The sequence below is a fragment of the Stenotrophomonas maltophilia group sp. SKK55 genome (assembly GCF_057179845.1).
Map to the genome: position 1 here is coordinate 95,630 of NZ_JBXUHP010000048.1, position 25,638 is coordinate 121,267.

Genomic DNA, 25,638 nt, shown 5'->3' on the forward strand with positions numbered 1-25,638 from the left:
CAGTAAACGATCATTGATCTTCAAGCGAGAGCGTTGCCGGCCGTTCCAGCCAGCCACCCGCGCCATCCGGCACCAGTTCGATCAGCTCCACGCGGTCTTCGAAGACCGCCGTGACCCGCCCGTCGCTCTGCCCCAGGTAACCGCCCGGGCGAACCCGGTAGGTGACCTTGTCCGGCCCCATCACCAGCGCCACGGTGCCTGCACCGGTACCGATGGTGCCGACCATGTCCAGCGCATCCAGCGGGAAGCCTTCCAGCGGCTCCTTGCGCCGGTTCGGGTCCGGTCGCAATCCGCCGTTCCCCTGCTGCGGATTGGTCCAAGCATCGGTGAACGGATCGCGCATGCCCTGCGCGGAATATTCAAAGGTCTCGAACTGCTGCATCACCGGCAGCGGCTCCAGCGGTTGCGCCGGTCGCGCGCGCTCGCCTTCCACCCACTTCTCAAGGTTCGGTGCGTCGCCGGGCGTGCTGGTCACGCCACGGCCGCAACCGGCCAGCAGCAGTACAGCCAGCACCATCGCACCACGTACGGTCTGCGCGCGCATCACTTCTTGCCCTCCTTGCCCGCGTCAGCCGCCTGCTGCGCCTGCACTTCGGTCTCGTCCAGGTAACGGTAGGTCTTGACCGTACCGGACAGTTCCAGTGCACCGCTGCGGACGTTGCCGCCGGTCTTTTCCTTGGGCTTGAGGTTGATGTCATGCATGGTCAGGATCACCACCCGCGGCAACGAGGCCACGCCACTGACGAATGCGCCGAACTGGTGGTAACTGCCCACCATGCGCAGCTTGATCGGCTTCTCGGCGTAGAACTCCTTGATCTGCTCCTGCTCCGGCTCGAACAGCTCGTTGGTCAGGCCGCTGGACAGCGCGGTCTGCGAGATGTCGATGATCAGGTCGGGCATTTCGGTCTTGCTCGGCAGCTGCCGCAGCATCTGCTGCAGCACCTGCTCCATCTGCGCCAGCTGCTGCTTCAGCGGCTCCAGGTTCACCGCGCGTTCCTGCTGCTTGGTGAACTCGGTGCGCAGCTCGACTTCCTTCGATTCCAGGCCGGCCAGCTCCTCGCGCTTGCCGCTGATCAGCAGCATCCACGCCACGAACATGATGACCAGTGCCAGCAACGAGCAGAAGACGATCTTGGCCTTCTGCGGCCAGTTGCCGATGTCGTTGAAATCGAGGTTCTTGATGTCGATCTTCTGGCTCATGCGCGATCCCCCTGCAGCAGCGCATTGAAGGCCTGCGGCGGCTGCGCCAGGCGGCTGCCCTCAGGCTTCGGGGCAGGTGCCGGGGCCGGAGCGGCCGGTTGGTTCGGCTTGGCCGGAGTGGCCGGCGGTGCAGCGGCCGGTGCGGCGGGAGCCGCTGCCGGCTGGCCCGTTGCCGGAGCCGCAGGCGTCGCGGCATCCGGACCTGCGGCCAACGGAGCCACCGGTGCCGGCGCCGCCGTCGCCACCGAGCCATCGGCGTTCAGGCCCGGCGTCGCCGAGACCTCTTCGCTCTGTGCCGGCAGTTTCACCTTGACCACGAACACGTAGGGCAGCGCCTTGATGTCGGCCAGCGGACCGACCTTGCCATCCTTGTCCTTCTCCGGGTCACGCGCTTCGATGATCGACAGCTCCGGATTGGTCATCCAGCCGGAGGTCTCCAGGTTGCGCATGTAGGCCGAAACGCGGGCATTGGACTGGGTGCGACCTTCCAGCGTCAGCACATCCCCTTCCTGCTTCAGTGCGGTCAGCACCACGCCGTCGGGGATGGTGCGCACCAGTGCGTCGAACAGGTGGACCATCTGCGAGCGCTTGGCCTGCAGTTCCTCGATCACCTTCTTGCGGGCCAGCAGGCGTTCCTTCTGCGCGTCGAGGCGATCGATCTCCTTGTTCTGTTCCTTGACCTTCTCGATCTCGGCTTCCAGATAGGCGTTGCGGTCCATCTGGCCGCTCACCTGGCGGTCGTAATAGAACCAGATCATCAGCGACAACAGCAGGCCACCGACAGCGGCCATGCCCAGCATTGCGTAGAACTCGCGCTGGCGTTGCTTGCGCCGTTCGGCGCGCCAGGGCAATAGATTGATGCGTGCCATCAGTCGAAGCTCCTCAGCGCCAGACCGGTCGCGATCATCAGCGCGGGGGCATCCTGGGCCAACGCATGCGCGTTCACCTTCGGCCCCAGGGTCATCTGCGCCAGCGGGTTGGCGACCACGGTCGGCACGCCCAGCTGCTCCTCGACCATCTCCGGCAGGCCACCGAGCACGGCGCAGCCGCCGGCCAGCACGATGTGATCGACGCGGTTGAATTCGCTGCCCGCATAGAAGAACTGCAGCAGGCGGCTGATCTGCTGGACCGTGGCTTCCTTGAACGGCTCCAGCACTTCCATCTCGTAGCTTTCCGGCAGGCCACCCTGGCGCTTGGCCAGCCCGGCTTCCTCGTAGCTCAGGCCATAGCGGCGCATGATCTCGTCGGTCAGCTGCTTGCCACCGAACACCTGCTCGCGGCTGTAAAGGCTACGGCCGCCGCGCAGGACATTGAGGGTGGTCATGGTGGCGCCGATGTCGACCAGCGCAACCACACCGTCGATGGACACCGGCAGCTCGCTGGCGACCAGGGCGTAGGCGTTCTCGACCGCAAAGGCCTCCACGTCCATCACCTTGGCCTGCAGGCCACCGAGCTCCAGTGCGGACTGGCGCAGCTCGACATTCTCCGAACGCGACGCGGCCAGCAGCACCTGGACCATCTCCGGGTTGTTCGGGATCGACCCGATCACCTCGAAGTCCAGGTTCACTTCCTCGATCGGATACGGAATGTAGTTGACCGCTTCCAGCTCGATCTGGGCTTCCATGTCGTTTTCGTCGAGATCGGCCGGCATCGGGATCACCTTGGTGATCACCGCCGACCCCGCGACGGCGGCAGCGGCCAGCTTGGCCTTGCTGCCTGAACGGTTCATCGCCCGGCGGATGGCCTCACCGACGGCCTCCACTTCGACGATGTTCTTCTCCACCACCGCATTCGGCGGAAGAGGTTCCACAGCGTAATGTTCCACGCGGAAACGATTGCCGCTGCGGGACAGCTGCAAAAGCTTTACCGCAGTCGAACTGATGTCGACGCCTACAAGCGGCGACTGACTTTTTGGGATGAGCCCCACGGTTTCTCCCCTGCCGACGGGCACTTGGACGCAAGACCTGCGTCCGAGCATTAATAACGTATTCTTAGCAAATGGCAACGGCCCTGCTGTGAAATCCCTCACGGATTCACCATGCAGCCCCTGACTGTTCCCCTTGCGCTCCCCGGTGCCGACCCCAGCCGCCACCTTGCGTAATCTATACTCTGCGACCACGAAATTCGCAATCGGAATCTGAACCCGATGACTCGACTCCGCCGCTGGCTGCGCTGGATCTTCCTGATTGTCCTGGTCCTGGCGCTGATCGGCGCGGCCGCCGTGGGCGGTCTGTACTATGCCGTTTCCTCCAAGCTTCCCGACGTGCAGACCCTGCGCGACGTGGAAATGCAGGAGCCGATGTACGTCTACGCTGCCGACGGCAAGCTGATGGCGGTGTTCGGCGAGACCCGGCGCACCCCGGTCACCATGAAGGACGTGCCCGAGCGGCTGAAGCAGGCCTTCCTGGCCACCGAGGACGCCCGCTTCTACGAGCATGGCGGCGTGGACTACATGGGCATCGGCCGTGCGGTCTGGCTGCTGGCCACCACCAACGACAAGCGCGTGCCGGGTGGCTCCACCATCACCCAGCAGGTCGCCCGCCAGTTCTTCCTCAGCTCCGAGTACAGCTACACCCGCAAGCTGGCCGAGATCCTGCTGGCGCGGAAGATCGAGTCCGAGCTGAGCAAGGACGAGATCTTCGAGCTGTACCTGAACAAGAGTTTCTTCGGCAACCGCGCCTACGGCGTGGCCGCCGCCGCCGAGTTCTACTACGGCAAGAAGCTGAACGAGCTGGACCTGGACGAGATGGCCTCGCTGGCCGGTATCCCCAAGTTCCCGTCCTCGGGCAACCCGATCTCCAACCCGGAACGTGCCCGCCAGCGCCGCGACAACTACGTGCTGCAGCGCATGGCCGACCTGAAGTTCGTCAGCCAGGCCGAGGCCGACGCGGCCAAGGCCGTGCCGATGCACGCCACCGCGCATGAGCCGCCGGTACAGGTCGATGCCCCGTACGTGGCCGAGCTGGTGCGCCAGGAAATGATCGCCCGCTTCGGCGGCGACGTGGTCAACAAGGGTTACCACGTCACCACCACGATCGATTCCACCCTGCAGACTGCGGCCAACCTGGCCGTGCGTGATGGCCTGCTGCTGTACGACCACCGCCACGGTTGGCACGGCGTGGAGAAGCAGGTGCAGCTGGGCGCCGGCGACGATGCTGCCGCCCTGGCCGAGCACCTGCGTGGCATGTACGGCCAGGCCGGCCTGCTGCCGGCAATCGTCGCCAGCACCGCTGCCGACGGCAGCGCCACGGTGGTGCTGGCCAACCGCACCGAGATCGTGCTGCCGGCCGGTGCCGCCAAGTGGACCAACAAGACCCCGGGCAAGCTGGTGCAGCGCGGCGACATCGTGCGCGTACGCGCCGGTGCCAAGGAGGGCGAGTGGCTGCTGGACCAGATCCCGCGCGGCCAATCCGCGCTGGTCTCGCTGGATGCCCACAGCGGCGCGCTGAAGGCGCTGGTCGGTGGCTTCAGCTTCTCCGGCAACAAGTTCAACCGCGCCACCCAGGCCCGCCGCCAGCCGGGTTCCAGCTTCAAGCCGTTCATCTACGCCGCAGCGTTCGACAAGGGCTACAACCCGGCCTCGATCGTGCTCGACGCCCCGGTCGTGTTCCGCGATCGCCGCGGCAAGACCTGGGCCCCGCAGAACGACGGCGGCGGCTTCCGCGGCCCGATGCGCCTGCGTGAAGCGCTGGTGCAGTCGCGCAACCTGGTCTCGGTGCGCCTGCTCGATGGCATGGGCGTGGACTATGCGCGCAAGTACATCAGCGAATTTGGCTTCGCCGAATCGGAGCTTCCGCCGAACCTGTCGATGTCGCTGGGTACTGCCTCGCTGACCCCGCTGTCGGTGGCGCGTGGCTACGCGGTGTTCGCCAATGGCGGCTCGCGCGTGGATACCTGGCTGATCGACCAGGTCAATGACCGCGACGGCAACCTGGTGTTCAAGGAAAACCCGGCACTGGCCTGCCGCGACTGTGCGGGCAGCAGCGATCAGCCGGTCAACCAGGTGGTGGATGGCTTCAACTTCGGCGCCCCGGCCCCGAAGGTGGACCCGGCCGCTGCGGCCAAGGCCGAAGCCAAGACCGAAACTGCCGCCGCTCCGGCCAACCCGGACGCCCGCACTGCCCCGCGCGCGATCGACGCCCGTACCGCCTACCAGCTGGTGTCGATGATGCGCGACGTGGTCCAGCGCGGTACCGGTGTGCAGGCCAAGGTGCTCGGCCGCGAGGACGTGGGCGGCAAGACCGGCTCCACCAACGACCATCGTGACGCCTGGTTCTCCGGCTTCGGCGGCCCGTACGTGACCACCGTGTGGGTGGGCCGCGACGACTTCCGCTCGCTGGGTTACCGCGAATACGGTGGCAAGGCGGCGCTGCCGATCTGGATCGACTACATGCGCACCGCGCTGAAGGACACCCCGATCGCGCAGAACGAGCCGCCCAGCGGCATGGTCCAGGCCACCCTCAACGGCGCGACCGAGTGGGTGAAGGTGGAAGACATGGACCGCCTGACCGACTACGACCTGAACCTCAATACGCCGCAGGCCGACGCCGCCGCGTTCGATATCTTCTGAGGAAGGGCCAGGTGGGTGCCAACCGTGGGTTGGCACCGCTACGACTGTAGAGCCGAGCCCATGCTCGGCTCAGGGCCCCCGCGTAGAGCAGCCGAGCATGGGCTCGGCTCTACATCCCCACCTTGAAATACCCACGCGGATGTCACATCCGTGCGCTAGTCTGTAGCCAGGTCGCAACAGGAGTCATCGCATGCACCGCGCCCGTCAGCATGCTGCCAGCCAGACCCGCGAGCGGCGCCACCGCCTCGCCCACGAAGCCGCCCGCCTGATGGCTGAAGGCGGCATCCGCGACTACCACCAGGCCAAGTTGAAGGCCGCCAGCCGGCTCGGCATCCACGACGATGCCTCCCTGCCCCGCAACACCGAGATCGAAGACGCCCTGCGCGAGTACCAGCGGCTGTTCGCTGGCCCCCAGCACGGCAGCGAACTTCAGCGCCGCCGCGAGGCCGCGATGCGTGCGCTGGAGTTCCTGCACGGCTTCGCCCCACGGCTGGCCGGCCCGGTGCTGGAAGGTACCGCCGATGCCAACAGCCCGGTGCAGCTGCACCTGCACAGCGACGACCCGGAAGCCGTGCACCGCTTCCTGGAGGAGCACGGCATCCCCGCCGAATCGCGGACGCGCCGGCTGCGCATGGACCGCGAGCGCAGCCTGGATGTGCCAGTGTGGGTGTTCAGTGCCGAGGAGCTGACCTTCGACCTGGCCGTGCTGCCGTACGATGCGCTGCGCCAGGCGCCGCTGTCCCCGGTGGATGAGAAGCCGATGCGGCGCGCGTCTGTCGCACAGTTGCGGCAGCTGCTGGCCGAAGCGGAGATCACCGCGTACGTCGGCGGGTGACGGTCGCGCAGGTTCTGGTAGGTGCGGACCGTTGGTCCGCACGGTGCATCAGGCATCCGGATAGCTGACCGAAGAGCAGCCGAGCATGGCTCGGCTCTACAGGAGGTGCGTTGCCCTACCAGACATCATGGTGCTGCTCCTCCGTTTCATCGCCAAGCAGGCGCATCAACCAGGGGGCTCCCACCCGCTGCGGGTACGCCATCATCATCCGCGCGTGCATGTTCTGCAGATCGCCCAGCAACCAGGTCTGGTTGTAGACATCGCCGAACGGATCGGACCACGCCGTCTGTATCCGCGCGCGCTCACCGCCGTTGAGGTTGGGCATCCTGTCCAGCGGGATCTCCAGTACCGGCTCCAGCGCCCGGTTGATGGCCGCGTTCTCCGCCTCCGCCGCACGCATGAGTTCCAGCCGATGGCTCACCTGCCAGCACGGGAAAGGGAAGCAGCTTCCCGTGGCATCAATGTACGCCGCGATGTCGGCCAACATGTGAGCCTTCAGCTGCCACACCATCGCACTGTCCAGCAGCTGCCGCACCCGCAGTGTGCGCAGCGTGCCGGCGCGGACATCCTCCGGCGTGGTGAACGGCTCACCCGGGGTTGGGCCGCCATGCCGCACCAGCACGATGCGATGGATCGCCTCCTGGGTGATGTTCTCCACGCGCAGCGCGGCCGCCTCCGGATGCACGCGCGGCGGCGGCACGCTCGATACCCGCCAGGTGTACCAGGCCGCCAAGCCCGTGCCCGCCACGCACAGCAGGGCGAACAGCAGCCAGCGGTCCAGATTGCGGGTGTAGTAGTAATACCGCGCCCGCCACAGATAGAACGTGCGATAGCTGATGAATCGGCTTACCCAACGGTACATGGCCATTTCCTCGGCAAGGGCCCCGGCGCGGCGGGGCGGGTTACGCGCGTCACGCCGGGGCTCCATCGCTTACCAGCCGATGCCGACGCCGACGCCCATGCTGCGCTCACCGCTGTTGGTGAACGCCCCATTGAGGCTGAAGGTGGCCGAGCCCTTCTCGTTGAGCACGCGCTGGTAGCCCACCGCCATCGCCGACTCACCCTCGCTGTAACCCACGCCCGCACCCAGGCGGTTGTAGGTGGCCAGGCCGGCGGTGTTCATCGCCATCGCACTCTGCGCGCTGCTCATTGCCGCCATGCGGTTGAAGCGCTTGTCCATCTTGTCCAGGCGGCGCTCGAAATTGCTGATCGCACCATCGGTGTACTCGTTGGCACGGGCCAGCATCTTCTCCAGGTCGGCGGTGTCGACCTGCGGCTTGGGCGTGTCGTCCTGCTTCGACTTCGACTTCGGCTGCGGCGCCGGCTTGTCACCTTCACCGATTGAGGCAATCTGCGGCGAACCGCTGGTTTCCGGCGTCGGCGCGATCTCTTCGGTGGACGGCGAAGGCGCGGATGCTGCCGCCATGGCGCGGGCCTGCGGCTGATCATGGATGCGCTGCTCCAGCCCATCCATGCGGCCATTGAGCTGCTGCTGCATCGAATGCAGCTGGCCACCATTGACCGCATCGCGGCTGCCGGCCGCGATCAGGCCGTTGGCCACGTTGGAGATGACCATGCCGTTGGCACCGGCCAGGGTGAGCTGTTGGGTACCGTCTGCGCGAACCGACGGGGTTTCCTGGAACACGGAGCGGAGCTGGGACTCGACCTGGTTCACCCGCGAGGTGGTGCTGACGACCGCGCCGTCGAGCGCTTCCAATGCACCATTGAGCGTGGTTTGGGACTGGCCCTGCACGTTGAAGCTGGGGCCGACGATGTTGCCGTTGGCATCGACTTCGCCGCCGAGGGCGGAGAGCGCGCCGCGCAGCTGGCCGACGGTGGCGGCGTTGTGGTTGGCGGTGCCGTTTGCGATGTTTACGAGGCGGCGCTGCAGCAATCCATCTCCAAAAGACACGGTATGACTTTCATGAGCCACAGAGTTGCCTCCGACAGCAACACTGCTCAGCGCCCCCTTTCTCACGAGGCTGCCCGCGCCAAGCGCAATGCCGCCACGTTCCTCAACTACGGACCGTGTACCGAGCGCAAATCCATGATCGGCGCCGGCCTGAACCCAAGCCCCACGACCAAGAGCCACAGAGTTTTCACCGTGCGCGGTTGCGTAGAAGCCAACTGCGACAGCGCCATCAGTCAATAGTGACGCCATCGCCCCCTCGCCAATCGCGACCCCGGCACGTCCGGCGCGTGGAGCCCTCCACTCCAGCCCCGGAATACTTGACCCAAAATCAAAATACTCAGCCTTGCTTTCAACCAGGCCCAATCGATTGTTCGTCGAGAAGAGCTGACTTCCGCGCACAACGTCCGAGCTATCAGCCGACAGCTTCGCCTCGGCCACGCCAGTCAAACGCGCACCACCGTAGTCGATGACGCTCGCATCCAATCCACGCATTGCCTGCTCGCCCATCTCCCGCTCCTTGCGCATCGCCTCCAGATCATTCCGATTCTGCGAGATCTTCTGCTCGGCGGCGTACAACTGACTGCCGGTTACGGCATCACGACTTCCTGGTGCCACTCGGCCGTCAGCCAGGTTGGTCAGCACCATGCCATTCACGCCATTCAGCGCGATCTGGTTCATGCCGTCGGCGCGAGTCGAGGGTGATTCCTGGAAGATTGAACTCAGCTGGCCTTCCACCTTGTCCGTGCGACGGCCTGCGGTGATGACAGCGCCATCGAGTGCCATCAGTGCATCCTCGACGGTGTTCTGCGAGCCGCCCTGCACCGCGTAGGTCGGGGCGATGATGTTGCCGCTGGCATCCATGCCTGCGCCGCCGCCGAGGGTGGCGAGGGAGTCCTTGAGCTGGGAGACAGTGGTGGCATTATGGTCAGCGGTACCACGGGCGATGTTTACAAGGCGGCGCCGGATGCCGACCCCCCCGAATGACGCAACTCCTTCTTCATCCGCTAGTGAGCCATTTCCAAGTGCCAGCGAACCGTGAGCACCACTTTCAACGCTTGCGCTAGCACCAATCGCCACACCTGCATACGCACCGCCAGCGTCTCCGCCAACCTGTGCACCCGCCCCCATGGCGAATCCATTCTCGGAATCCTCAGAAACGGCTGCCGCTCGACCAATTGCGGTGGAGTTCTTCCCCATCGCCTCCGCAAACGTGCCTACCGCGGTTCCTCCATCCAGTCCCGTCTTGGCAGAATTTCCGACCGCGACACCTGCCACACCGGCTTGTGCGCGTTCACTGAAGGGAGCTGAGCCGATACTTACAAACTGCGCGACATCCTCAAGATCTGAGACGCGCGAATTCGTTGAGTACAGTTGTTTCCCGGACACAGCCTCAGCACTGCTTGCGCTCAGCAATCCATCCGCCACACCACTGATTCTCCGATTGGCATTGGCGCTGTTACGCACGTCCAACGTCGTACCGCTGTTCTCCTCACCCAGGCGCACATTGCCAGTTGCAGAAGCCTGCGCCACCAGCCCGCCCAGCGCCGCTGTTTCGGCCAACGCCTTGGTCGCATCCGTCTTTGCCACGGCAGCGTCTGCACCCGCAGACCTGGCCACACCCTCCACCGTCGTCACCTTGTTATTGGTGGCGTTGAGCTGCCTGCCGTTGACGGCCTCGTAGCTGCTGGCGCTGACCACACCATCGGCCACGCCGGTCAGCTTCCGGTTCGCATTCGCGCTATTGCGCACATCCAGTACGGTCCCGCTATTCTTCTCACCCACGCGAACATTGCCGCTGGCACTGACCTGATTCAACAGCCCGTTGAGCGTCCCCACCTGCGTCATCGCGGTGTTCGCTGTGGTCTTGGCGGAACTGGCATCGCTCATCGCGATGCTGACATTGCTGTTGGTGGTGTTGAGCTGCCGACCCGTCACCGCATCGGTACTTGTCGAGGACAACGTCGCGTCCGCAACACCCGTGATCCTGCGGTTGGCACTGGCACTGTTCCGCACGTCCAGGACAGTTCCACTGTTGGATGCGCCCAGACGGACGTTCCCCGAGGCTGATGTCTGGCTCAGGAGGCCGGAGAGCGTATTGGCCTTCGCCAGCGCGCTGTCGGCATTTGTCTTCGCGGCGTCGGCGACGGAGCGCGCGGCCGTGACATTGCTGTTGGTGGTGTTGAGCTGCCGACCCGTCACCGCATCGGTACTGGTTGAAGACAATGTCGCGTCCGCAACACCCGTGATCCTGCGGTTGGCGCTGGCACTGTTGCGCACGTCCAGGACGGTACCACTGTTGGATGCGCCCAGACGGACGTTCCCCGAGGCAGACGTCTCGCCCAGGAGGCGCGAAAGCGTGTTGGCCTTTGTCAGTGCACTGTCGGCATTGGTCTTGGCCGAGTCCGCGACGGAGCGCGCGGCCGTGACATTGCTGTTGGTGGTGTTGAGCTGCCGGCCCGTCACCGCATCGGTACTGGTTGAAGACAATGTCGCGTCCGCAACACCCGTGATCGTGCGGTTGGCGCTGGCACTGTTGCGCACGTCCAGGACGGTACCACTGTTGGATGCGCCCAGACGGACATTCCCCGAGGCAGATGTCTCACCCAGGAGGCGCGAAAGCGTGTTGGCCTTTGTCAGTGCACTGTCGGCATTGGTCTTGGCCGAGTCCGCGACGGAGCGCGCGGCCGTGACATTGCTGTTGGTGGTGTTGAGCTGCCGGCCCGTCACCGCATCGGTACTGGTTGAAGACAATGTCGCGTCCTCAACACCCGTTATCCTGCGGTTGGCGCTGGCACTGTTGCGCACGTCCAGGACGGTACCACCGTTGGACGCGCCCAGACGGACATTCCCCGAGGCAGACGTCTCGCCCAGGAGGCGCGAAAGCGTGTTGGCCTTTGTCAGTGCACTGTCGGCATTGGTCTTGGCCGAGTCCGCGACGGAGCGCGCAGCCGTGACATTGCTGTTGGTGGCATTCAGCTGTCTGCCCGTAACAGCGTCCGAACTGGCGCTGTTAAGACGTGCGTCCTGTACGTTCACGATTCGTCGCTTGTTATCGACACTACCCACCGAAACGGAGTTCAGCTCGGTTGCCCGCGAATTTGCTCCCAGCGCGACAGCGTTGGCGGCGGAAGCGAGCGCACCACTCCCAAGCGCAACCGCATCGGCGGCAATTGATCGTGCTGCATTTCCGAAGGACGCCGCTCCAAGGTAATGGGCTTCAGCCTTTGCACCAACAGCCACATTGTGATCGCCGTTTGTTTTGGCTTCATATCCAATAGCAACGCTATCGTACCCAAGCGCCTGGGCATACGCTCCGACTGCGACATCCTGCTTGGCTGAGTAAGCGCTGTACCCGACTGAGACACTGCCGGTGTCGGGGATATAGGCGTTATACCCCAGCACTGCATAACCAGAACCCGTTGCGCCCAATAGACCGGCGCCACCACTGAACAACGATGGCAAGCACGCTCCCTCGAACTCATCGAAGTTCTGGTCACAGAACGGATACGTGGCTGCCTGTGCAGTACCCGTGGCAATCATCGCAGCTATCAGCGAATGCACCGCCGCAGACCTCATCGAGGGGCGCCTTCTCACGCCGCTGACAGTCTTGGATGATGCCGCGAACTCGCTGGCCACGACCCAGCATTGCTTGGCGTGACTCCAGATGCGGCGGTAGATGTGGTTCATGTTTCTCTCCTTAACAGGACAAGGGAAATGAAGCCCCGCGCTGACGCGGGGCCATGAAGGTCAGGCGCTCGGCGCCAGGGTCGTTACGTGATCGCGATAGCCGTCGTTCGACAGGCGGTACTGCAGTTGCAGCGTGCTGCCGGGCTGGAGCTGGACCGGCAGGGTCAGCGCGGCGTCGGGGTAGAGGCTCTTCGACAGCTCAAGCGGTGTGCACACGCCACTGGCATTGCACTCGGATGCACCGGTAATGCCGACACGCAGCGTGCCGGTGTTGCGCAGGGTGTCACCTTGCAGCTGCAGATCCACGCTGCCCTTGGTCGGCACCACGTTCACCAGTGCCCCCCAGACCAGGCTGACGCCGACATTGGCCTGCGCGGTCTGTTCAGCGTCTTCCAGAGGGGCTTCATCCGGGCCTTTGACACCCTCGAAGTAGATGCGGTACGCCGCCTCCTTTTCCACGGTCTGCAGCGGAATCACCCGGATCAGGCGATTGCCACCACCGCTGAGTGCGAGCTTGCCGGGCGTGATGGCAATCGCCGCGTCGGCGGCTTCTACTTCGATCTCTTCCTCATCCAGCTGTGCCGGGTTGGTGATGCGCAACAGCCGTGCCTGCACGTACTGCGGCTGGGTGGATTGCGAGTACACGCGGATCTGCGTGCCGTGCCTGGCATCCACCGCTGCACGCATCGGATAGATGGACAGGTTGGCCTGTGCCGGCTGGGCCAGCAGCGCGCTCAACGGCAACAGGCAGAACAGCAGCTTCTTCATGATGAGCCTCCGTGGGGATCAGGGTTTGGCGGTCGGCACGCGCAGCTCTACCGTCAGCTCGCCCTCATAGATACCGGGGCGCTGGCTGGCGATGGGGGTAGGCGGTGTCTCCAGCGTCAGCGGCGTGGGCACGCAGTACACGGGTTGGCTGATGCCCGGCAGCAGCACCATGCGCAGCTGAGCGCTGTCGATGCCGCGCAGCAGCTGTTCCTCGCCGTGTTTCATGGCCAGCTCGTTGCCGCCGTAACTCAGCCGAACGTGGTAGTCGAGGCGCTGGGCATCGTCGCTGCCACCGTCCTGGTGCCAGACCGCGAAGTCACGCCCGGGTGGCGGACGCGGCCCGCTGTCGCGCACTGTGACGCCGAGGAACTCGCTCTGCGAGCCCACCCCGTCGTACAGGCACATGTCCACTTCCTTGTATCCGCCGACCATCTTGCGGATGGGGTCGTAGCGCAGGTCCATGTTGACCAGCGGCGCAATGCCATCGAAGCCGGGGAAGTAGATCGAGATCGCGTCGTAGTCGGTGACGATGAAGTCGAAGTTGAAGGTAGCTGTGGCAACCGGAGGTGCGGTCGGATCGGCCTTGATGTTCAGGCGCATCGTGGCCTTCCAGTGGCCTGCGACGAGTCGCGAAATTTCGCGTTGAGGCAGGATCATCTCGACGCCGGTTCCGAGCGGCTGATCTGCCCCGCTCCCTATGCCACAGGTGAACCAGAATGATCCGTTCAGAATGCGCTTGTCACTGTCCCAGAGATCGCTAGCGCAGCGATAGCCCGACATAGCCCGCTGCAGGCTTCCTACCGCACGAATCTCCGTTTGCAGGCCAGTCCTCAGCTCAACGAGACGTAACGCAATCTCTGTTCTCCCCCCTGACATGCTCGGCTCACTTTCCGTCGGGCACTTCCCAAACTCACTATCAGAAGCAGACCCGCAAACCACATGGATCTGCCCATACTTGAACGCCAGGTCGTGACTGAACCCCAGCACCGTCCGCGGCGTCCACAGCACCACATCACCCGGCACCGCCGAGCGATCCCAGCTCATGACGATGTCCCTGCTCTGGTCCGTCGGATGCGTCTCCGGCGGCCACTGTGCCCAGGCCCGTGGCATCACCAGCACCAGCGCACACACCAGCATCAACACAAACATCCAACGCCGGCTCATGGCGTACCTCCTGCAGCAGCGGTCTGGGGCGTGGCGGCAACCAACGCGCGTTCCTGCAGCAGGCGGGTCACGCGGGCCTGCTGGCGGATCTCGGGCGGCAGCTGGGCCACGGCCAGCGGCTCGCAATGCACGGCGCCCACCAGCAGCACCACCTGGCGGCGCTCGCGCACCTGCAGCGGGCAGTGCAGCAGGCGGTCGTCCTGCAGCAGGTACAGCGTTGTTTCGCGACGCGGGAAATCGGCAACGAAGCTGCCGTTGGCGCTGGTGCCGGGCACCGGCGCATTGAGGATGCGGGCGCCGCCCAGCGGCGCGCCGCCAAGGTCCTTGGCGCTGCCGATGAAGGTGTAGGTCACTTCGATCGGCACCGGCATGCGCATCAGCTTGCCGGGGGTGAGGAACATCGGCCGCGCGCCGCCCACGCCGCTCACGCGGATCGCGGCGATGCTGTCCAGCGTACTGGCGTCCTGCACTTCAGCGCGCTGCGACTGATAGGCCTGCAGCGGCAGCAGCCGTCGCTCGCCGATCTGCAAACGCTGTCGGCGCAGCCCGCCCACCTGCAGTTCGGCAGCCACCCCGCGCAGGTCGATGTCGTCGGAGCCGGCCACCTGCACGGCCAGGCCCGCGTCAGCGCCGTTGCTTCCGCTCCAGTAGAAGCCGCGCTTGCCCAGTGCAAAACCGGAGCTGTGCATACCGCTGTAGGCGGTTTCGCTGCGGCCGCGCTGCTGGTAGTGCGCAAGGGTGGCGCCGCTCTGGCCCAGGCTGTTCTGCAGCTGGCCGCTGAGCGTGGCGCTGTAGCGATTGCTGTTGTTGCCGCGCAGTTCGGCAGACACCTCGCGGTACTGTGCGTCCAGCTCCTGGCGCAGACTCTGGCCAATGCTGTACGTGACATCCGGACGCTGATGCTGTGGCTGGCGCACGTCCACGCTGTAGCGGCGCTGGCCGCTGCCGGCGGTGCCGCGCAGAAGACGCGTGAGGCTCAGATTGAAATAGATACCGCGGTCGCGCTGGTCGCTGCCGCGCAGGCTGTCCGTGCTGCGTTGCTGCCACACGCCCACCCGGGTCGATACGTTGAAATCCTGCCAGCGGCGGCTGCGGTTGAAGCTGGCCTGCCAGGTGCGGCTGAGCTGCGGCTCGCGACGCGGCTGCCACGGCGCCGGTGGCGGCAGCAGCGGGTCGAGCCCGGCCAGCGGATCGTCTTCCAGGCCTGGCAGGGTGCGCCCGGCGCGCCAGGTCTGGCGCCGCGTAAAGCCCACATGGGCACTGCCACCGGCCACCGGCAGCGCCATCGAGGCGCTGAGCGAATTGATGCAGCCCAGCTGGTCGCGCGCATCGGCCTCGAACTGGCAGGCCTTGCCGCGCATGCGCTGCCGGTAGATGTTCCAGGACGCGGTGCGACGGTAGGAGAGCTGGTGCTGCTGGCCGGTACTGCCATCGTTGCCGCGCATGCCACCGAAACTGGCGCGCAGTTCCTGGGTGGCATACAGGCGGCGCAGGTCCACGCGCAGTTCGCCATAGCGGATGCCGCCCAGGTCGGCGGCACCGGCCACCATCGCCACGTCGCGGCCCAGCGGCACGCGCATGCCGGCCACGGCCACGCGCTCGCCATCGAAGCGGTCACTGCGGCGCTCGTTGCGCCTGCCACCCTGCACGAACCATTGCCACTGGCTGTTGGTCCAGTCGCCGCCCTTGTCGAACGGCGCGTCTTCGGTACGCACCAGCACGCCGTCTTCGTAGATGCGCAGGGTGACGTTGTAGTTGCCGAACGGGAAGGTGCGGGTATCGATCTGGTTGATGCCGGCCTGCAGGTAGGAGGTCTGCAGCAGGCGCGTGCCGTCGTAGGCATCCACGCGCGCGTCGCGGGCCAGCAGCACGGTCAACGGCGTGGCCTGCACGGCGGCATCGGCATCCACATAGGCCTGGGTGGTGCCCACGCGCACGCCCTGGAAGCGGTCCAGCGGCAGCATGCTGAAACTGAAGGTGCCGCCCTGCGGACTGGACAGGTTGCGGCGGTCCATGCGCCCGGCCTGCAGGTAGTGCGCCTGCCCCAGGTCATGGCGGTAATAGACGTTGTCGAACTGGAACGCGCTGTCGCTGCTGCGGCTGCGGTAGCGCTGCTGATTGAAGTTCCATTCGGCAAAGGCGTGCCCGCGATCGAACAGGCCCAGCACGCCGGTGCCACGCGCGGACAGCGCTTGGTAATCGCGGCTGCCACTGACATTGATCACCTGCTGGTGCAGGAAAGCGTTCTCGGCATTGGCGCTGACGGTGTGGAAACGTTCTGCGGCTGGCTCGCCGGGAATCCACTGGCGGGCAACGAACAGGCGCACCGCGCCCTCGCCTTCGTCGTACAGCGCGCGCACGGCAGCGGGGTCCTCCGGTGGGTCGAGATAGCCGCAACCGGCCGTGGCGCCACCGAAGCGGCAGGCCAGGTGGCTGTTGCGCGGCATCGGTTGCGACAACGCAGGCAGCAGCACGGCCTGCGCCTCGGCTGACAGATCGAGCGACTGCAACACCTGCCCGGGCGCTTCCAGCTGCACGTGTTCCAGGGTCACGCGTACCGGCGACAGCCCGGCCGAGCGGCCGAACAGCTGGATGTCGAGTTGTTCGGTCTGGCCTTCAACCAGATCCTCGAAACCGGGCGGGACGCCGCGCGCCGCCACCAGCGGCGTTGCCAGCGCCAAGGCGAGCGCGACCGCCAGCCGGGTAACGGCGGGGGCATGTGGGGTCATGGGAGTACCGCTGGAGAAGCGGCCGGCCCGGCGTGCGGGCCGGCGCGGGGATTACGGCGTGGTGGCCTTCTGGTTCAGCACGATGTTGACGATGCCGGTGTAGGCGCCCTTGGTGGTGATCGGCGCCGGGGTGGTCTGGGCAATGGTCAGCGGCATCGAAATCGAAGCACCGGGGGTGGAGCCGGCGCCGGTGAACAGATCGGCAGCCTTGAATTCGATCGGGCTCTCCGTCAGTGCGCGGCGGTTGAGGCTGACGGTCATCGGCACGGTGACCTTGCCGTCACCGTTGACCAGCGCGAAGGCACCGCCGATCTTGGCTTCGATATCGGCCTTCTCATCGTTGGAGTGGATGCGCACATGCTGGGTGCTCGGCACAAGGCCGCGCAGCGGATCGTGGGTCAGGGTGACGGCGTCCGGCAGTGCGCTGCCGTCATCACGCAGCAGGGCCAAGGTCGGGTCGACGTCGGCGTAGACGGAGATCTTGGTTTCAACAGCGTGCGCGGACAGCGAAGCGGTAGCCAGCGCTGCAGCGAGCGCGGCCTTCTTGAGAATGGCGTGCATGGTTGTCTCTCTCGGACAAGGGGGAATTTGAAAGCTCCCCTCCCCAAGGAGAAAAGGGAGGGAAGCGCCGCCCGCGGGGATGGGTGCGGGCGACGGAGAGAATGTTAGAAATCCATTGCCATGCAGGCCATTCAAGGATTCCTAAAACGTTGAACGTTAAGGAGAATTCTTGAATTCGCTCAATGTTTGAGGGTTATGCAATTTCCCTCATCGGTTCAATGCAACAAACCTCATTGCATTGAATTTGTAGAGCCGAGCCGATGCTCGGCTGCCGTTCGCTTCAACCTGCCGGCACGACGGTGACGTGATCAACATCGATGTCGGTCGGCTTGAAGCGATGCGTGTCGACCTTGCCACGCAGTTCGACCACGGTGTCGGCGCCGATGGCCTGCGGCGGCAGATCTTCGTCATCGATCTCAACGTCGATCTGGCCGCTGGCATCACGGAACTGGTAGCGCTCGTCACCGATCTTGGCGATGAGGGTGCCGCGCAGCACCACCGGATGGTCATCACGTTGCGCGCGTGCGTCGGCGACAGTACTGGCAGCGGCCCCTGCCCCCGGCCCGGTGTACTGCGCGACGGCCTGCGGGCTCAGCAGGGCCAGCGGCGTGGCGATGAAAGCGATGGCGATCAGTCGGTTCATGGCGTTCTCCATACAGGGATGAGTACGCACAGGTTCTATCGCCTTCGATGTGATCCCCATGCAATAGATCCGAAAAGACATGAAAGCGACATTCATTATCAGAGCGCGTTCAGACCCGGAAGCGGGCTCTTGTAGAGCCGAGCCACGCTCGGCTGCGCGGTGTGGACGGGCGCCAGCCGAGCATGGGCTCGGCTCTACAGCGACCATCCGGGAATCGTGCGGACCAGCGGTCCGCACCCACCCTCCGTCGAACACGATCAGGGCACAAAAAAAACGCCCCGCGGATGCGGGGCGTTCTCGGCACAACCTCCGCGGGCGATCAGCCCTGGTAGTCGCGCACGTCGCTGCCGGTGTAGACCTGGCGCGGACGGCCGATCTTCATTTCCGGATCGACCTGCTGTTCCAGCCAATGCGACACCCAGCCGGAAGTACGGCCCAGGGCGAACATGACGGTGAACATTTCGGTCGGGATCTGCAGCGCCTTGTAGATGATGCCGCTGTAGAAATCGACGTTCGGGTACAGCTTGCGGGCGACGAAGTACTCGTCCTGCAGCGCAGCCTGTTCCAGCTTCACGGCCACGTCCAGCAGCGGATCCTGCACGCCCAGCTGCTTGAGCACCTTGCTGGTCATCTCACCGATGACCTTGGCGCGCGGGTCGAAGTTCTTGTAGACGCGGTGGCCGAAGCCCATCAGGCGGAAGCCGGAAGTCTTGTCCTTGGCCTTGACCACGGCGGACTCGACGTTGTCGGCGCTGCCGATCTCTTCGAGCATCTTCAGCACGGCTTCGTTGGCACCGCCGTGGGCCGGACCCCACAGCGCGGTGACGCCCGCAGCGACCGACGCGTACGGGTTGGCACCGGTCGAGCCGACCAGGCGCACGGTCGAGGTCGAGGCGTTCTGCTCGTGGTCGGCATGCAGGATGAACAGCAGGTCCAGTGCCTTGACCACGTCCGGGTTCAGGTCGTACTGGCCGTCAGCCGACTCGAAGGTCTGCTTCAGGAAGCGGCTGACGTAGTCCAGCGAAGTGTCCGGCTTGTTGGCCGGCAGGCCCTTGCCATGGCGGTAGATCAGCGCCGACAGGGTCGGCACCTTGGCGATCAGGCGCACGGCGGCCTTGCGGCGCTGCTCGGCGTCGGACAGGTCCAGCGAGTCGTGGTAGATGGCCGACAGCTGCGCGATCGCGGCCGCCAGGATCGCCATCGGGTGGGCATCCTTGGCAAAGCTGCCGATCAGGGTGTTGATCGACTCGTCGACGTTGGCTTCGGCGGTCAGCTCATCGGTGAAGGCCTTCAGCTGCTCGGCGCTCGGGCGCTCGCCGTTGATCAGCAGGTAGGCCACTTCGACGTAGCTCGACTTTTCCGACAGCTGCTCGATCGGGTAGCCGCGATACAGCAGCACGCCCTTGTCGCCGTCGATGTAAGTGATGGCGGACTTGCAGCTGGCCGTCGCGGTGAAGCCGGAATCGTAGGTGAAGAACCCCGTTTCCTTGGTCAGCTTCGCGATGTCGACGCAGTCGTTGCCAAGGGTGGGTTTGATGACGGGCAGAACGACCGACTTGTCGCCGGCGTTGAGCGTGACCTGATCAAGATCGGACACTGTGTGCGCTCCTTCATGGGAAGGCGCCTGCCCAAGCGCATTGGTCAGGCACGTGAATGACGTCCTCGGCCTGTGCCGGGGATCATGTCATTATCGCACAGCAGCATTTGTCGGGTGCTAGACGGAAGTCGTATACGACAGGCGGCCAGACACCGGCCGTTGAGCGGCCCGGATCGGCAAAAGCGTTGTCACACGAACGCAGTGTTCCGTCCATCCAAACGCCCGTTGGGTTGGCGTTGGGGAAAAACAAACGGCCGCGCAGAGCGCGGCCGTCGGTTCGAAGCTGGATCGACAGATCAGCGCGCGTAGCGCTTCTGGAACTTGTCGATACGGCCCGAGGTGTCGATGACCTTGTGCTTGCCCGTGTAGAACGGATGCGAAGCCGAGGAAATTTCAACCTTGACCAGCGGGTATTCGTTGCCGTCTTCCCACTGGATGGTTTCCTTCGTCGCCATGGTGGAGCGGGTCAGGATCTTGAAATCGGAGGTGACGTCATGGAAGACGACGTCGCGGTAGTTCGGATGGATATCGGCCTTCATGGGCTCACACCGTAAATGGGCTGGTGGTCAAGAGCGGCATTATAAGCACCGGTTGCCGTTCGGGGCAACCGGTGGCCGGCAACGGACGTCAGTCCGCGCCCAGGGCCTGGCGCACCAGGGCCTCGAAACGCCCCTGGTCGTAGGCCATCAGCAGATCGCAGTTGTCCGGCTGGCCGGTCTGGCGGTTCCAGTCGACGATGGTGGCGCCGCGGCTGAACGTGCCATTCAGCTCGACGTTCAGCGGCCGCGACTCGACCTGCAGCTGCCCTTCCGGGTTCAGCGCCCAGGCCATGGCCACCGCATCGGCGGTGTACCAGCGACCGCCCTTGGCATCTTCCGACAGCGCGCGGGTCTTGCGCGAGATCAGTTCGTAGAAGCGGGCGCGATCGGAATCGGCCTGCAGCCATTTCTCGGCGTCCTCCAGCGGCAGGCCGTGAGCAACGGTCGCCTCCCAGTCCGACACCAGCAGGTGCTTGAACGAGGTGAACACCACGTGCGCGGCTTCCGGATCGAACGCAATGTTGAATTCGGCTGCCGGGGTGATGTTGCCGTGGCAGGTAACCGCACCGCCCATCACCACGATGCGCTTGATGCGCTGGGGCAGGGTCGGGTCCAGCTTCAGTGCCAGCGCCAGATTGGTCAGCGGGCCCAACATCACCAGCATCAGTTCGCCGGCGTGTTCGTGCGACAGGCGCAGGATGGCCAGGGCAGCGTGCTCGGCCTCGGCCTGGCGGCTCGGCGGCGGCAGGTCCACGTCGCCGTAGCCATCACGGCCATGCACGTGGGCAGCGTCAACGGAGGGGTGCAGCAGCGGATCCGGGCTGCCGGCAAACACCGGCACGTCGGGGCGGCCGACGATGTCACAGAGCTTGAGGGCGTTGCGGACGGTGTACTGCAGGCCGACATTGCCGGCGGCGATGGTCAGGGCGACCACGTCGTGCCGTTCATCGGCAAAGGCCATCAGCAGGGCCAGGGCGTCGTCCACACCGGGGTCGGTGTCGATCAACAGGGGGATCTTGTGGGTCATCGTTGCCGTCTTCAGATCGGCAACGAAGTGTGGACCGGGATGATGACCGTTGCAATACCGCACTATCCCAACGGCATAAGGTGTCGGGGAGAGCGTGGGCTCCCTTGCCCGCCACTAACGGCCCCGCCCGACTCTTTCACAAAAATGAACAGATTTGATTGGGCACGCTTGGAGCGCTCAACATCACCTGCTATAAAAAGTAATACATATTTTATAGAAATCCGCCATGAAGCTGCCCATGCCAGCTCCCGATCTGGCAACCCTCACCCGGAAGTACATTGAGACCCTCGGTACCATACTGGACGCCCGGATTGGGCCAGAGGTGAACGGCGCCTATGAGCACTGGGACAAGGTGCGCCACAGAGCGCCACCGGCAGGCCTGAACGCGGAGCAGTGGTGGCTGGGTATCACGTGGACGCGCGCAGCATTGCTGAAGCCGCTGCCGCTGTTGCTGGACAAGACGCAGCAACCCTTCAAGCTCGCACTTACCGATTCAATGCAGCGGCACCTGCACTACATTGACCGGGAGGCCGCAGGCTCGGTGAAGGGTGTGGATGCTGCCAGCGGCCAAGGACGGTTCATGATCCGGTCGCTGATCGAGGAAGCGATGACCTCATCGCAGTTGGAGGGCGCCTCGACCACGCGGGCCGTGGCAAAGGAAATGTTGAGCACGGGCCGCGCGCCGCGCGACCAGTCCGAGCGCATGATCTACAACAACTACGTGGCAATGAACGTGATCCGCGAGCGCGGCATACGCCCGATCACTCCCGGCGAGATTCTGGAACTGCACAGCATCCTCACCGACGGCACGCTGGAGCTGCCAACCGACAGCGGGCGTTTCAGAACCGCCGAAGACAACGTCGCGATCTTCGACCGCGGCTCACCGCCTACGCTTCTGCACACCCCTCCTCCGGCCGAGGAAGTGCCTGCACGGATTGAGCGGCTGTGCACGTTCATCAATGAAGAAAGCACACCGTTCGTGCATCCCGTCGCCAAAGCCATCGCACTACATTTCCAGATTGGCTATGACCATCCTTTCGTGGATGGAAATGGCCGTACGGCGCGCGCACTGTTCTACTGGGCAATGATGAATGCCGGGTACTGGATGACCGAGTACTTCTCCATTTCCAGCGTGCTGAAGAAGTCTCCAGGCAAGTACATGCGGGCCTACCTGTACACCGAAAGTGACAACCGGGATCTTGGCTACTTCGTTGCGCAACAACTGGAGGCCATTGAGCAATCGATCCAGGGACTGCATGCCTACATCGCCAGGAAGCATGCAGAGGATCAAGCGGCGCGACGTATGTTGCGAACCGCCCGGCTTGGCGGTATGCAGCTCAATCACCGTCAGCGCGCGTTGCTGGCCAACGCGCTGAAAGATCCTGACCGGACCTACACCGTCGCCAGCCACCAGGCGGCACACACCATTACCTATCCGACCGCATTGAAGGATCTGAATGGATTGGTGGCTGCCGGACTTGTCAGCAAAGAGCGCGTCGGGAAGGCTTCCGAGTATCTCGTGCTTCCCGGCCTTTCGGAACGCTTGGTGTTGTAGATCCACGCCATACGTGGATGACGGGAGAATGATCGAAAGCGCCGTCTGTAGAGACGAGCCATGCTCGACTCCCGCGCGCAGCGCGAACAGCAGCCGAGCGCGGGCTCGGCTCTACAGTAGATCCACGCCATGCGTGGATGTGTGGACCAAGGTCCACACCCACCAAGGCGGCATTATGCCGAGGCGTAACGCACAGCGGTGCCGATCCACCGTGCAACCACGCGGTCGGCCAGCGCGGGCTGCTGGTCCAGCAGGCGCTCGGCCAATTCATGCACGCCGGGCAGCAGGCCGGCGTCGCGGGCCAGGTCGGCAATGCGGAAACCGGCCAGGCCGGTCTGGCGCGTGCCCAGCAGTTCGCCGGGGCCACGCAGTTCCAGATCCTTCTCGGCGATGACGAAACCATCGTTGGTCTCGCGCATGGTCTGCAGGCGCTCGCGCGCCATCTGCGAGAGCGGGGCCTGGTACAGCAGCACGCAGCGCGATACCGCCGAACCACGACCCACGCGGCCACGCAACTGGTGCAGCTGGGCCAGGCCGAGGCGCTCGGCGTTCTCGATCACCATCAGCGAGGCGTTCGGTACGTCCACGCCCACTTCGATCACGGTGGTCGCCACCAGCAGGTCGATCTCGCCGGCCTTGAACGCCACCATCGTCGCAAGCTTCTCGGCGGCCTTGAGGCGGCCATGCACCAGCCCGACGCGAACACCGGGCAGCAGCGCCTGCAGTGATTCGTAGGTGGCCTGCGCCGGGGTGGCATCCAGCTCTTCGCTTTCCTCGATGAGCGTACACACCCAGTACACCTGCCGCCCTTCCTGGCAGGCCAGCGCAATGCGCTCGATCAGCTCCGGGCGACGGTCATTGTTCAGTGCGACGGTCTGCACCGGCGTGCGGCCCGGCGGCAGTTCGTCGATGGCCGACACGTCCAGGTCTGCGTACTCGGACATCGCCAGCGTGCGCGGAATCGGCGTGGCGGTCATCACCAGCTGGTGCGGCACGCTGTTGCCGCCCGCGCCCTTGTCGCGCAGGGCCAAGCGCTGGTGCACGCCGAAGCGGTGCTGCTCGTCGACGATGGCCAGCGCCAGGTCCTGGAACACCACCGCCTCCTGCATCAGCGCGTGGGTACCGACCACCACCTGCGCTTCGCCGTTGGCGACCTGCTCCATCACCTTGGCACGTGCCTTGCCGGTGACCTTGCCGGCCAGCCACGCGATGCGCACACCGAGCGGTTCCAGCCAGCCGCGCAGATTGTTGAGGTGCTGCTCGGCCAGCAGTTCGGTGGGTGCGGCCAACGCAACCTGCTTGCCCTGCTCCACCGCCAGCATGGCGGCCAGCGCGGCCACCACCGTCTTGCCGGAGCCGACGTCGCCCTGCACCAGCCGCAGCATCGGGCTGGGCCGCGCGAGGTCTTCACGGATCTGCTTGAACACGCGTGCCTGCGCCCCGGTCAGCGCGAACGGCAGCTGCTTCAGCAGCGCCTTGGCCAGCTTGCCAGGACCGGCCAGCGGCGGCGCATGGTGTGCCTGCAAGGCAATGCGCTGGCGACGCAGGCTGAGGTGATGGGCCAGCAGTTCTTCCATCGCCAGGCGACGCTGCGCCGGGTGGGTACCAGCCGCCAACGCGGCCAGATCGGCATCCGGCGGTGGCCGGTGCACGGTCAGCAGCGCGCTGCGCAGCGAAGGTAGGCCCAGGCCATCGAGCCAACCGCTGGGCAGCAGTTCCAGCGTGCTTTCCTCGGGCAGGCGGTCCAGCGCCTGGCCGATCAGCTTGCGCATGGTCATCGGGCCGACGCCTTCGACGGTGGGATACACCGGGTCGAGGCGGTCGCCGAGTTCGGGATCGTCGTTGCGGCCCAGCACCTGGTAGCTGGGATGGACGATTTCCAGGCCGAGGTGGCCGGGCTTGGGCGTGCCGAAGCAGCGCAGCCGGGTGCCGACCGCGAACTGCCCGACCTGCTGCTGGCGGAAGTGGAAAAAGCGCAGCACCAGGGTGCCCTGCCCTTCGTCCTCCACCGCCACTTTCAGCATCGGCCGGTAGCGCATGCCGCGCTCGACCGCGACCACCCGCCCTTCCACCTGCGCCGGCACGCCGTTGCGCAGGTCTTCGATGCGGGTCAGCCGGGTCCGGTCTTCATAGCGCAGCGGCAGATGAAGCCAGAGATCCTGCAGGGTGGCCAGGCCACGCGCCTGCAGTTTGGCGGCCACGGCCGGACCGACGCCGGCGAGCATCGCCAGGGATGCTTCGCCGGACGGTGACAGGACCGGGGTGACCGCCGCCTTGCGTGCCACGTGGCGGTCAGTCGATGACCATCACCGCGTCGACCTCGAAGCTGGCGCCCTTCGGCAGGCCGGAGACTTCGATGGTGGAACGGGCCGGGTACGGGGCCTGGAAGTAGTCCTGCATGACCGCGTTGACCTTGGCGAACTCGCCCAGGTCGGTCAGGTACAGGCCCAGGCGCACGACCTTGTCCAGCGAACCACCTGCGGCTTCGGCCACGGCCTTGAGGTTGTCGAAGGCGCGGCGGGCCTGTGCTTCGACGTCACCGGCGCCGACGATGTCGCCGGTAGCCGGGTCGAGCGGGATCTGGCCGGAGAAGTACACGGTGTTGCCGGCGCGCACGGCCTGCGAGTACGGGCCGATGGCGGCGGGGGCCTTTTCGGTGTTGATGATCTGGCGGGACATGGGTCGCTCCGGTGCTTGGGGGAAAACAGAGCGGTGATTGTACCGGCTGGGGGTGCATCCACGCATGGCGTGGATCTACCGCAGTCCGGGCATGTGATGCGCCGCCTGTAGAGCCGAGCCCATGCTCGGCTGCTTCAGGCAAGAGCAGCCGAGCATGGGCTCGGCTCTACAA

At 65.2% G+C, this 25,638-nt stretch carries 19 protein-coding genes; 3 read left to right on the forward strand and 16 right to left on the reverse strand.

Annotated elements, in window-relative coordinates; all coding sequences use genetic code 11:
* Positions 1–10 precede the first annotated feature (10 nt).
* From AC2A1N_RS14955 to AC2A1N_RS14970, 4 genes are read right to left on the reverse strand one after another with little or no spacing between them, the layout of a single operon-like run.
* The gene (locus AC2A1N_RS14955; RefSeq protein WP_005418914.1) at positions 11–544 is read right to left on the reverse strand and encodes a pilus assembly protein PilP; all 534 of its coding nucleotides are present in this window, start codon (positions 542–544) and stop codon (positions 11–13) included.
* Positions 544–1,200 carry a type IV pilus inner membrane component PilO gene (locus tag AC2A1N_RS14960; RefSeq protein WP_049411380.1) on the reverse strand — a complete coding sequence of 219 codons (657 nt, stop codon included), beginning with the start codon at positions 1,198–1,200 and terminating at the stop codon, positions 544–546. Before AC2A1N_RS14960 ends, AC2A1N_RS14955 begins: the two co-directional genes overlap by 1 nt.
* The gene (locus tag AC2A1N_RS14965; protein WP_484372733.1) at positions 1,197–2,069 is read right to left on the reverse strand and encodes a PilN domain-containing protein; all 873 of its coding nucleotides are present in this window, start codon (positions 2,067–2,069) and stop codon (positions 1,197–1,199) included. Before AC2A1N_RS14965 ends, AC2A1N_RS14960 begins: the two co-directional genes overlap by 4 nt.
* Positions 2,069–3,127: a pilus assembly protein PilM gene (locus AC2A1N_RS14970; RefSeq protein WP_014038321.1), complete on the reverse strand. Its 1,059-nt coding sequence runs from the start codon at positions 3,125–3,127 to the stop codon at positions 2,069–2,071. The genes AC2A1N_RS14965 and AC2A1N_RS14970 overlap by 1 nt, the downstream gene beginning before the upstream one ends.
* A 219-nt stretch (positions 3,128–3,346) precedes the next feature.
* Here AC2A1N_RS14970 and AC2A1N_RS14975 point away from each other — a divergent pair, with 219 nt between their 5' ends.
* Together AC2A1N_RS14975 and AC2A1N_RS14980 are read left to right on the forward strand one after the other, a co-directional pair.
* The gene (locus AC2A1N_RS14975) at positions 3,347–5,770 is read left to right on the forward strand and encodes a penicillin-binding protein 1A (protein ID WP_049439722.1); all 2,424 of its coding nucleotides are present in this window, start codon (positions 3,347–3,349) and stop codon (positions 5,768–5,770) included.
* A gap of 190 nt (positions 5,771–5,960) precedes the next feature.
* Entirely contained in the window at positions 5,961–6,605 is a 645-nt protein-coding gene (locus AC2A1N_RS14980; protein WP_061479340.1) for a hypothetical protein, read from the forward strand.
* Positions 6,606–6,720: 115 nt separating this feature from the next.
* Here AC2A1N_RS14980 and AC2A1N_RS14985 read toward each other — a convergent pair whose 3' ends face one another.
* The 10 genes from AC2A1N_RS14985 to AC2A1N_RS15030 form a co-directional block, all read right to left on the reverse strand.
* The gene (locus tag AC2A1N_RS14985) at positions 6,721–7,467 is read right to left on the reverse strand and encodes a hypothetical protein (protein WP_061479341.1); all 747 of its coding nucleotides are present in this window, start codon (positions 7,465–7,467) and stop codon (positions 6,721–6,723) included.
* Between the two features lie 69 nt (positions 7,468–7,536).
* Positions 7,537–12,204, reverse strand: coding sequence for an ESPR-type extended signal peptide-containing protein (locus tag AC2A1N_RS14990; protein WP_484372736.1), 4,668 nt, complete (start codon positions 12,202–12,204; stop codon positions 7,537–7,539).
* Between the two features lie 60 nt (positions 12,205–12,264).
* Entirely contained in the window at positions 12,265–12,972 is a 708-nt protein-coding gene (locus tag AC2A1N_RS14995) for a pilus assembly protein (RefSeq protein ID WP_484372738.1), read from the reverse strand.
* Positions 12,973–12,990: 18 nt separating this feature from the next.
* Complete coding sequence (locus AC2A1N_RS15000; RefSeq protein ID WP_484372740.1) at positions 12,991–14,136, reverse strand: CfaE/CblD family pilus tip adhesin; 1,146 nt, start codon at positions 14,134–14,136, stop codon at positions 12,991–12,993.
* On the reverse strand, positions 14,133–16,865 hold the full coding sequence (locus AC2A1N_RS15005; protein ID WP_484372742.1) for a TcfC E-set like domain-containing protein: 2,733 nt from the start codon (positions 16,863–16,865) through the stop codon (positions 14,133–14,135). The genes AC2A1N_RS15000 and AC2A1N_RS15005 overlap by 4 nt, the downstream gene beginning before the upstream one ends.
* 51 nt (positions 16,866–16,916) lie before the next feature.
* The gene (locus tag AC2A1N_RS15010) at positions 16,917–17,426 is read right to left on the reverse strand and encodes a CS1 type fimbrial major subunit (RefSeq protein ID WP_061480590.1); all 510 of its coding nucleotides are present in this window, start codon (positions 17,424–17,426) and stop codon (positions 16,917–16,919) included.
* Positions 17,427–17,706: 280 nt separating this feature from the next.
* A complete protein-coding gene (locus AC2A1N_RS15015) occupies positions 17,707–18,069 on the reverse strand; it encodes a NirD/YgiW/YdeI family stress tolerance protein (RefSeq protein ID WP_061480589.1) in 363 nt (120 codons plus the stop codon).
* Positions 18,070–18,388: 319 nt separating this feature from the next.
* Positions 18,389–19,666, reverse strand: a complete 1,278-nt coding sequence (locus AC2A1N_RS15020) for a citrate synthase (protein WP_061480588.1) — start codon at positions 19,664–19,666, stop codon at positions 18,389–18,391.
* Positions 19,667–19,962: 296 nt separating this feature from the next.
* Positions 19,963–20,205 (reverse strand): type B 50S ribosomal protein L31, encoded by a 243-nt coding sequence (locus AC2A1N_RS15025; RefSeq protein WP_005410871.1) that lies wholly within the window; start codon positions 20,203–20,205, stop codon positions 19,963–19,965.
* A gap of 88 nt (positions 20,206–20,293) precedes the next feature.
* Entirely contained in the window at positions 20,294–21,232 is a 939-nt protein-coding gene (locus AC2A1N_RS15030; RefSeq protein WP_061480587.1) for a nucleoside hydrolase, read from the reverse strand.
* A gap of 226 nt (positions 21,233–21,458) precedes the next feature.
* On the opposite strand from AC2A1N_RS15030, the gene AC2A1N_RS15035 reads away from it, so the two are divergent.
* The gene (locus AC2A1N_RS15035; RefSeq protein WP_057502246.1) at positions 21,459–22,787 is read left to right on the forward strand and encodes a Fic family protein; all 1,329 of its coding nucleotides are present in this window, start codon (positions 21,459–21,461) and stop codon (positions 22,785–22,787) included.
* Between the two features lie 173 nt (positions 22,788–22,960).
* Here AC2A1N_RS15035 and recG read toward each other — a convergent pair whose 3' ends face one another.
* Together recG and AC2A1N_RS15045 are read right to left on the reverse strand one after the other, a co-directional pair.
* Positions 22,961–25,072: an ATP-dependent DNA helicase RecG gene (recG, locus tag AC2A1N_RS15040; RefSeq protein WP_061480585.1), complete on the reverse strand. Its 2,112-nt coding sequence runs from the start codon at positions 25,070–25,072 to the stop codon at positions 22,961–22,963.
* Between the two features lie 7 nt (positions 25,073–25,079).
* On the reverse strand, positions 25,080–25,466 hold the full coding sequence (locus tag AC2A1N_RS15045) for a RidA family protein (RefSeq protein ID WP_005418954.1): 387 nt from the start codon (positions 25,464–25,466) through the stop codon (positions 25,080–25,082).
* Positions 25,467–25,638: the final 172 nt, after the last annotated feature.

Excerpts from the sequence above, each read along its gene's own strand:
- AC2A1N_RS14955 (WP_005418914.1), bottom strand. The coding sequence starts at position 544 with ATGCGCGCGCAGACCGTACGTGGTGCGATGGTGCTGGCTGTACTGCTG.
- AC2A1N_RS14960 (WP_049411380.1), bottom strand. The coding sequence starts at position 1,200 with ATGAGCCAGAAGATCGACATCAAGAACCTCGATTTCAACGACATCGGC.
- AC2A1N_RS14965 (WP_484372733.1), bottom strand. The coding sequence starts at position 2,069 with ATGGCACGCATCAATCTATTGCCCTGGCGCGCCGAACGGCGCAAGCAA.
- AC2A1N_RS14975 (WP_049439722.1), top strand. The coding sequence starts at position 3,347 with ATGACTCGACTCCGCCGCTGGCTGCGCTGGATCTTCCTGATTGTCCTG.
- AC2A1N_RS14980 (WP_061479340.1), top strand. The coding sequence starts at position 5,961 with ATGCACCGCGCCCGTCAGCATGCTGCCAGCCAGACCCGCGAGCGGCGC.
- AC2A1N_RS14985 (WP_061479341.1), bottom strand. The coding sequence starts at position 7,467 with ATGTACCGTTGGGTAAGCCGATTCATCAGCTATCGCACGTTCTATCTG.
- AC2A1N_RS14990 (WP_484372736.1), bottom strand. The coding sequence starts at position 12,204 with ATGAACCACATCTACCGCCGCATCTGGAGTCACGCCAAGCAATGCTGG.
- AC2A1N_RS14995 (WP_484372738.1), bottom strand. The coding sequence starts at position 12,972 with ATGAAGAAGCTGCTGTTCTGCCTGTTGCCGTTGAGCGCGCTGCTGGCC.
- AC2A1N_RS15000 (WP_484372740.1), bottom strand. The coding sequence starts at position 14,136 with ATGAGCCGGCGTTGGATGTTTGTGTTGATGCTGGTGTGTGCGCTGGTG.
- AC2A1N_RS15005 (WP_484372742.1), bottom strand. The coding sequence starts at position 16,865 with ATGACCCCACATGCCCCCGCCGTTACCCGGCTGGCGGTCGCGCTCGCC.
- AC2A1N_RS15010 (WP_061480590.1), bottom strand. The coding sequence starts at position 17,426 with ATGCACGCCATTCTCAAGAAGGCCGCGCTCGCTGCAGCGCTGGCTACC.
- AC2A1N_RS15015 (WP_061480589.1), bottom strand. The coding sequence starts at position 18,069 with ATGAACCGACTGATCGCCATCGCTTTCATCGCCACGCCGCTGGCCCTG.
- AC2A1N_RS15025 (WP_005410871.1), bottom strand. The coding sequence starts at position 20,205 with ATGAAGGCCGATATCCATCCGAACTACCGCGACGTCGTCTTCCATGAC.
- AC2A1N_RS15030 (WP_061480587.1), bottom strand. The coding sequence starts at position 21,232 with ATGACCCACAAGATCCCCCTGTTGATCGACACCGACCCCGGTGTGGAC.
- AC2A1N_RS15035 (WP_057502246.1), top strand. The coding sequence starts at position 21,459 with ATGAAGCTGCCCATGCCAGCTCCCGATCTGGCAACCCTCACCCGGAAG.
- AC2A1N_RS15045 (WP_005418954.1), bottom strand. The coding sequence starts at position 25,466 with ATGTCCCGCCAGATCATCAACACCGAAAAGGCCCCCGCCGCCATCGGC.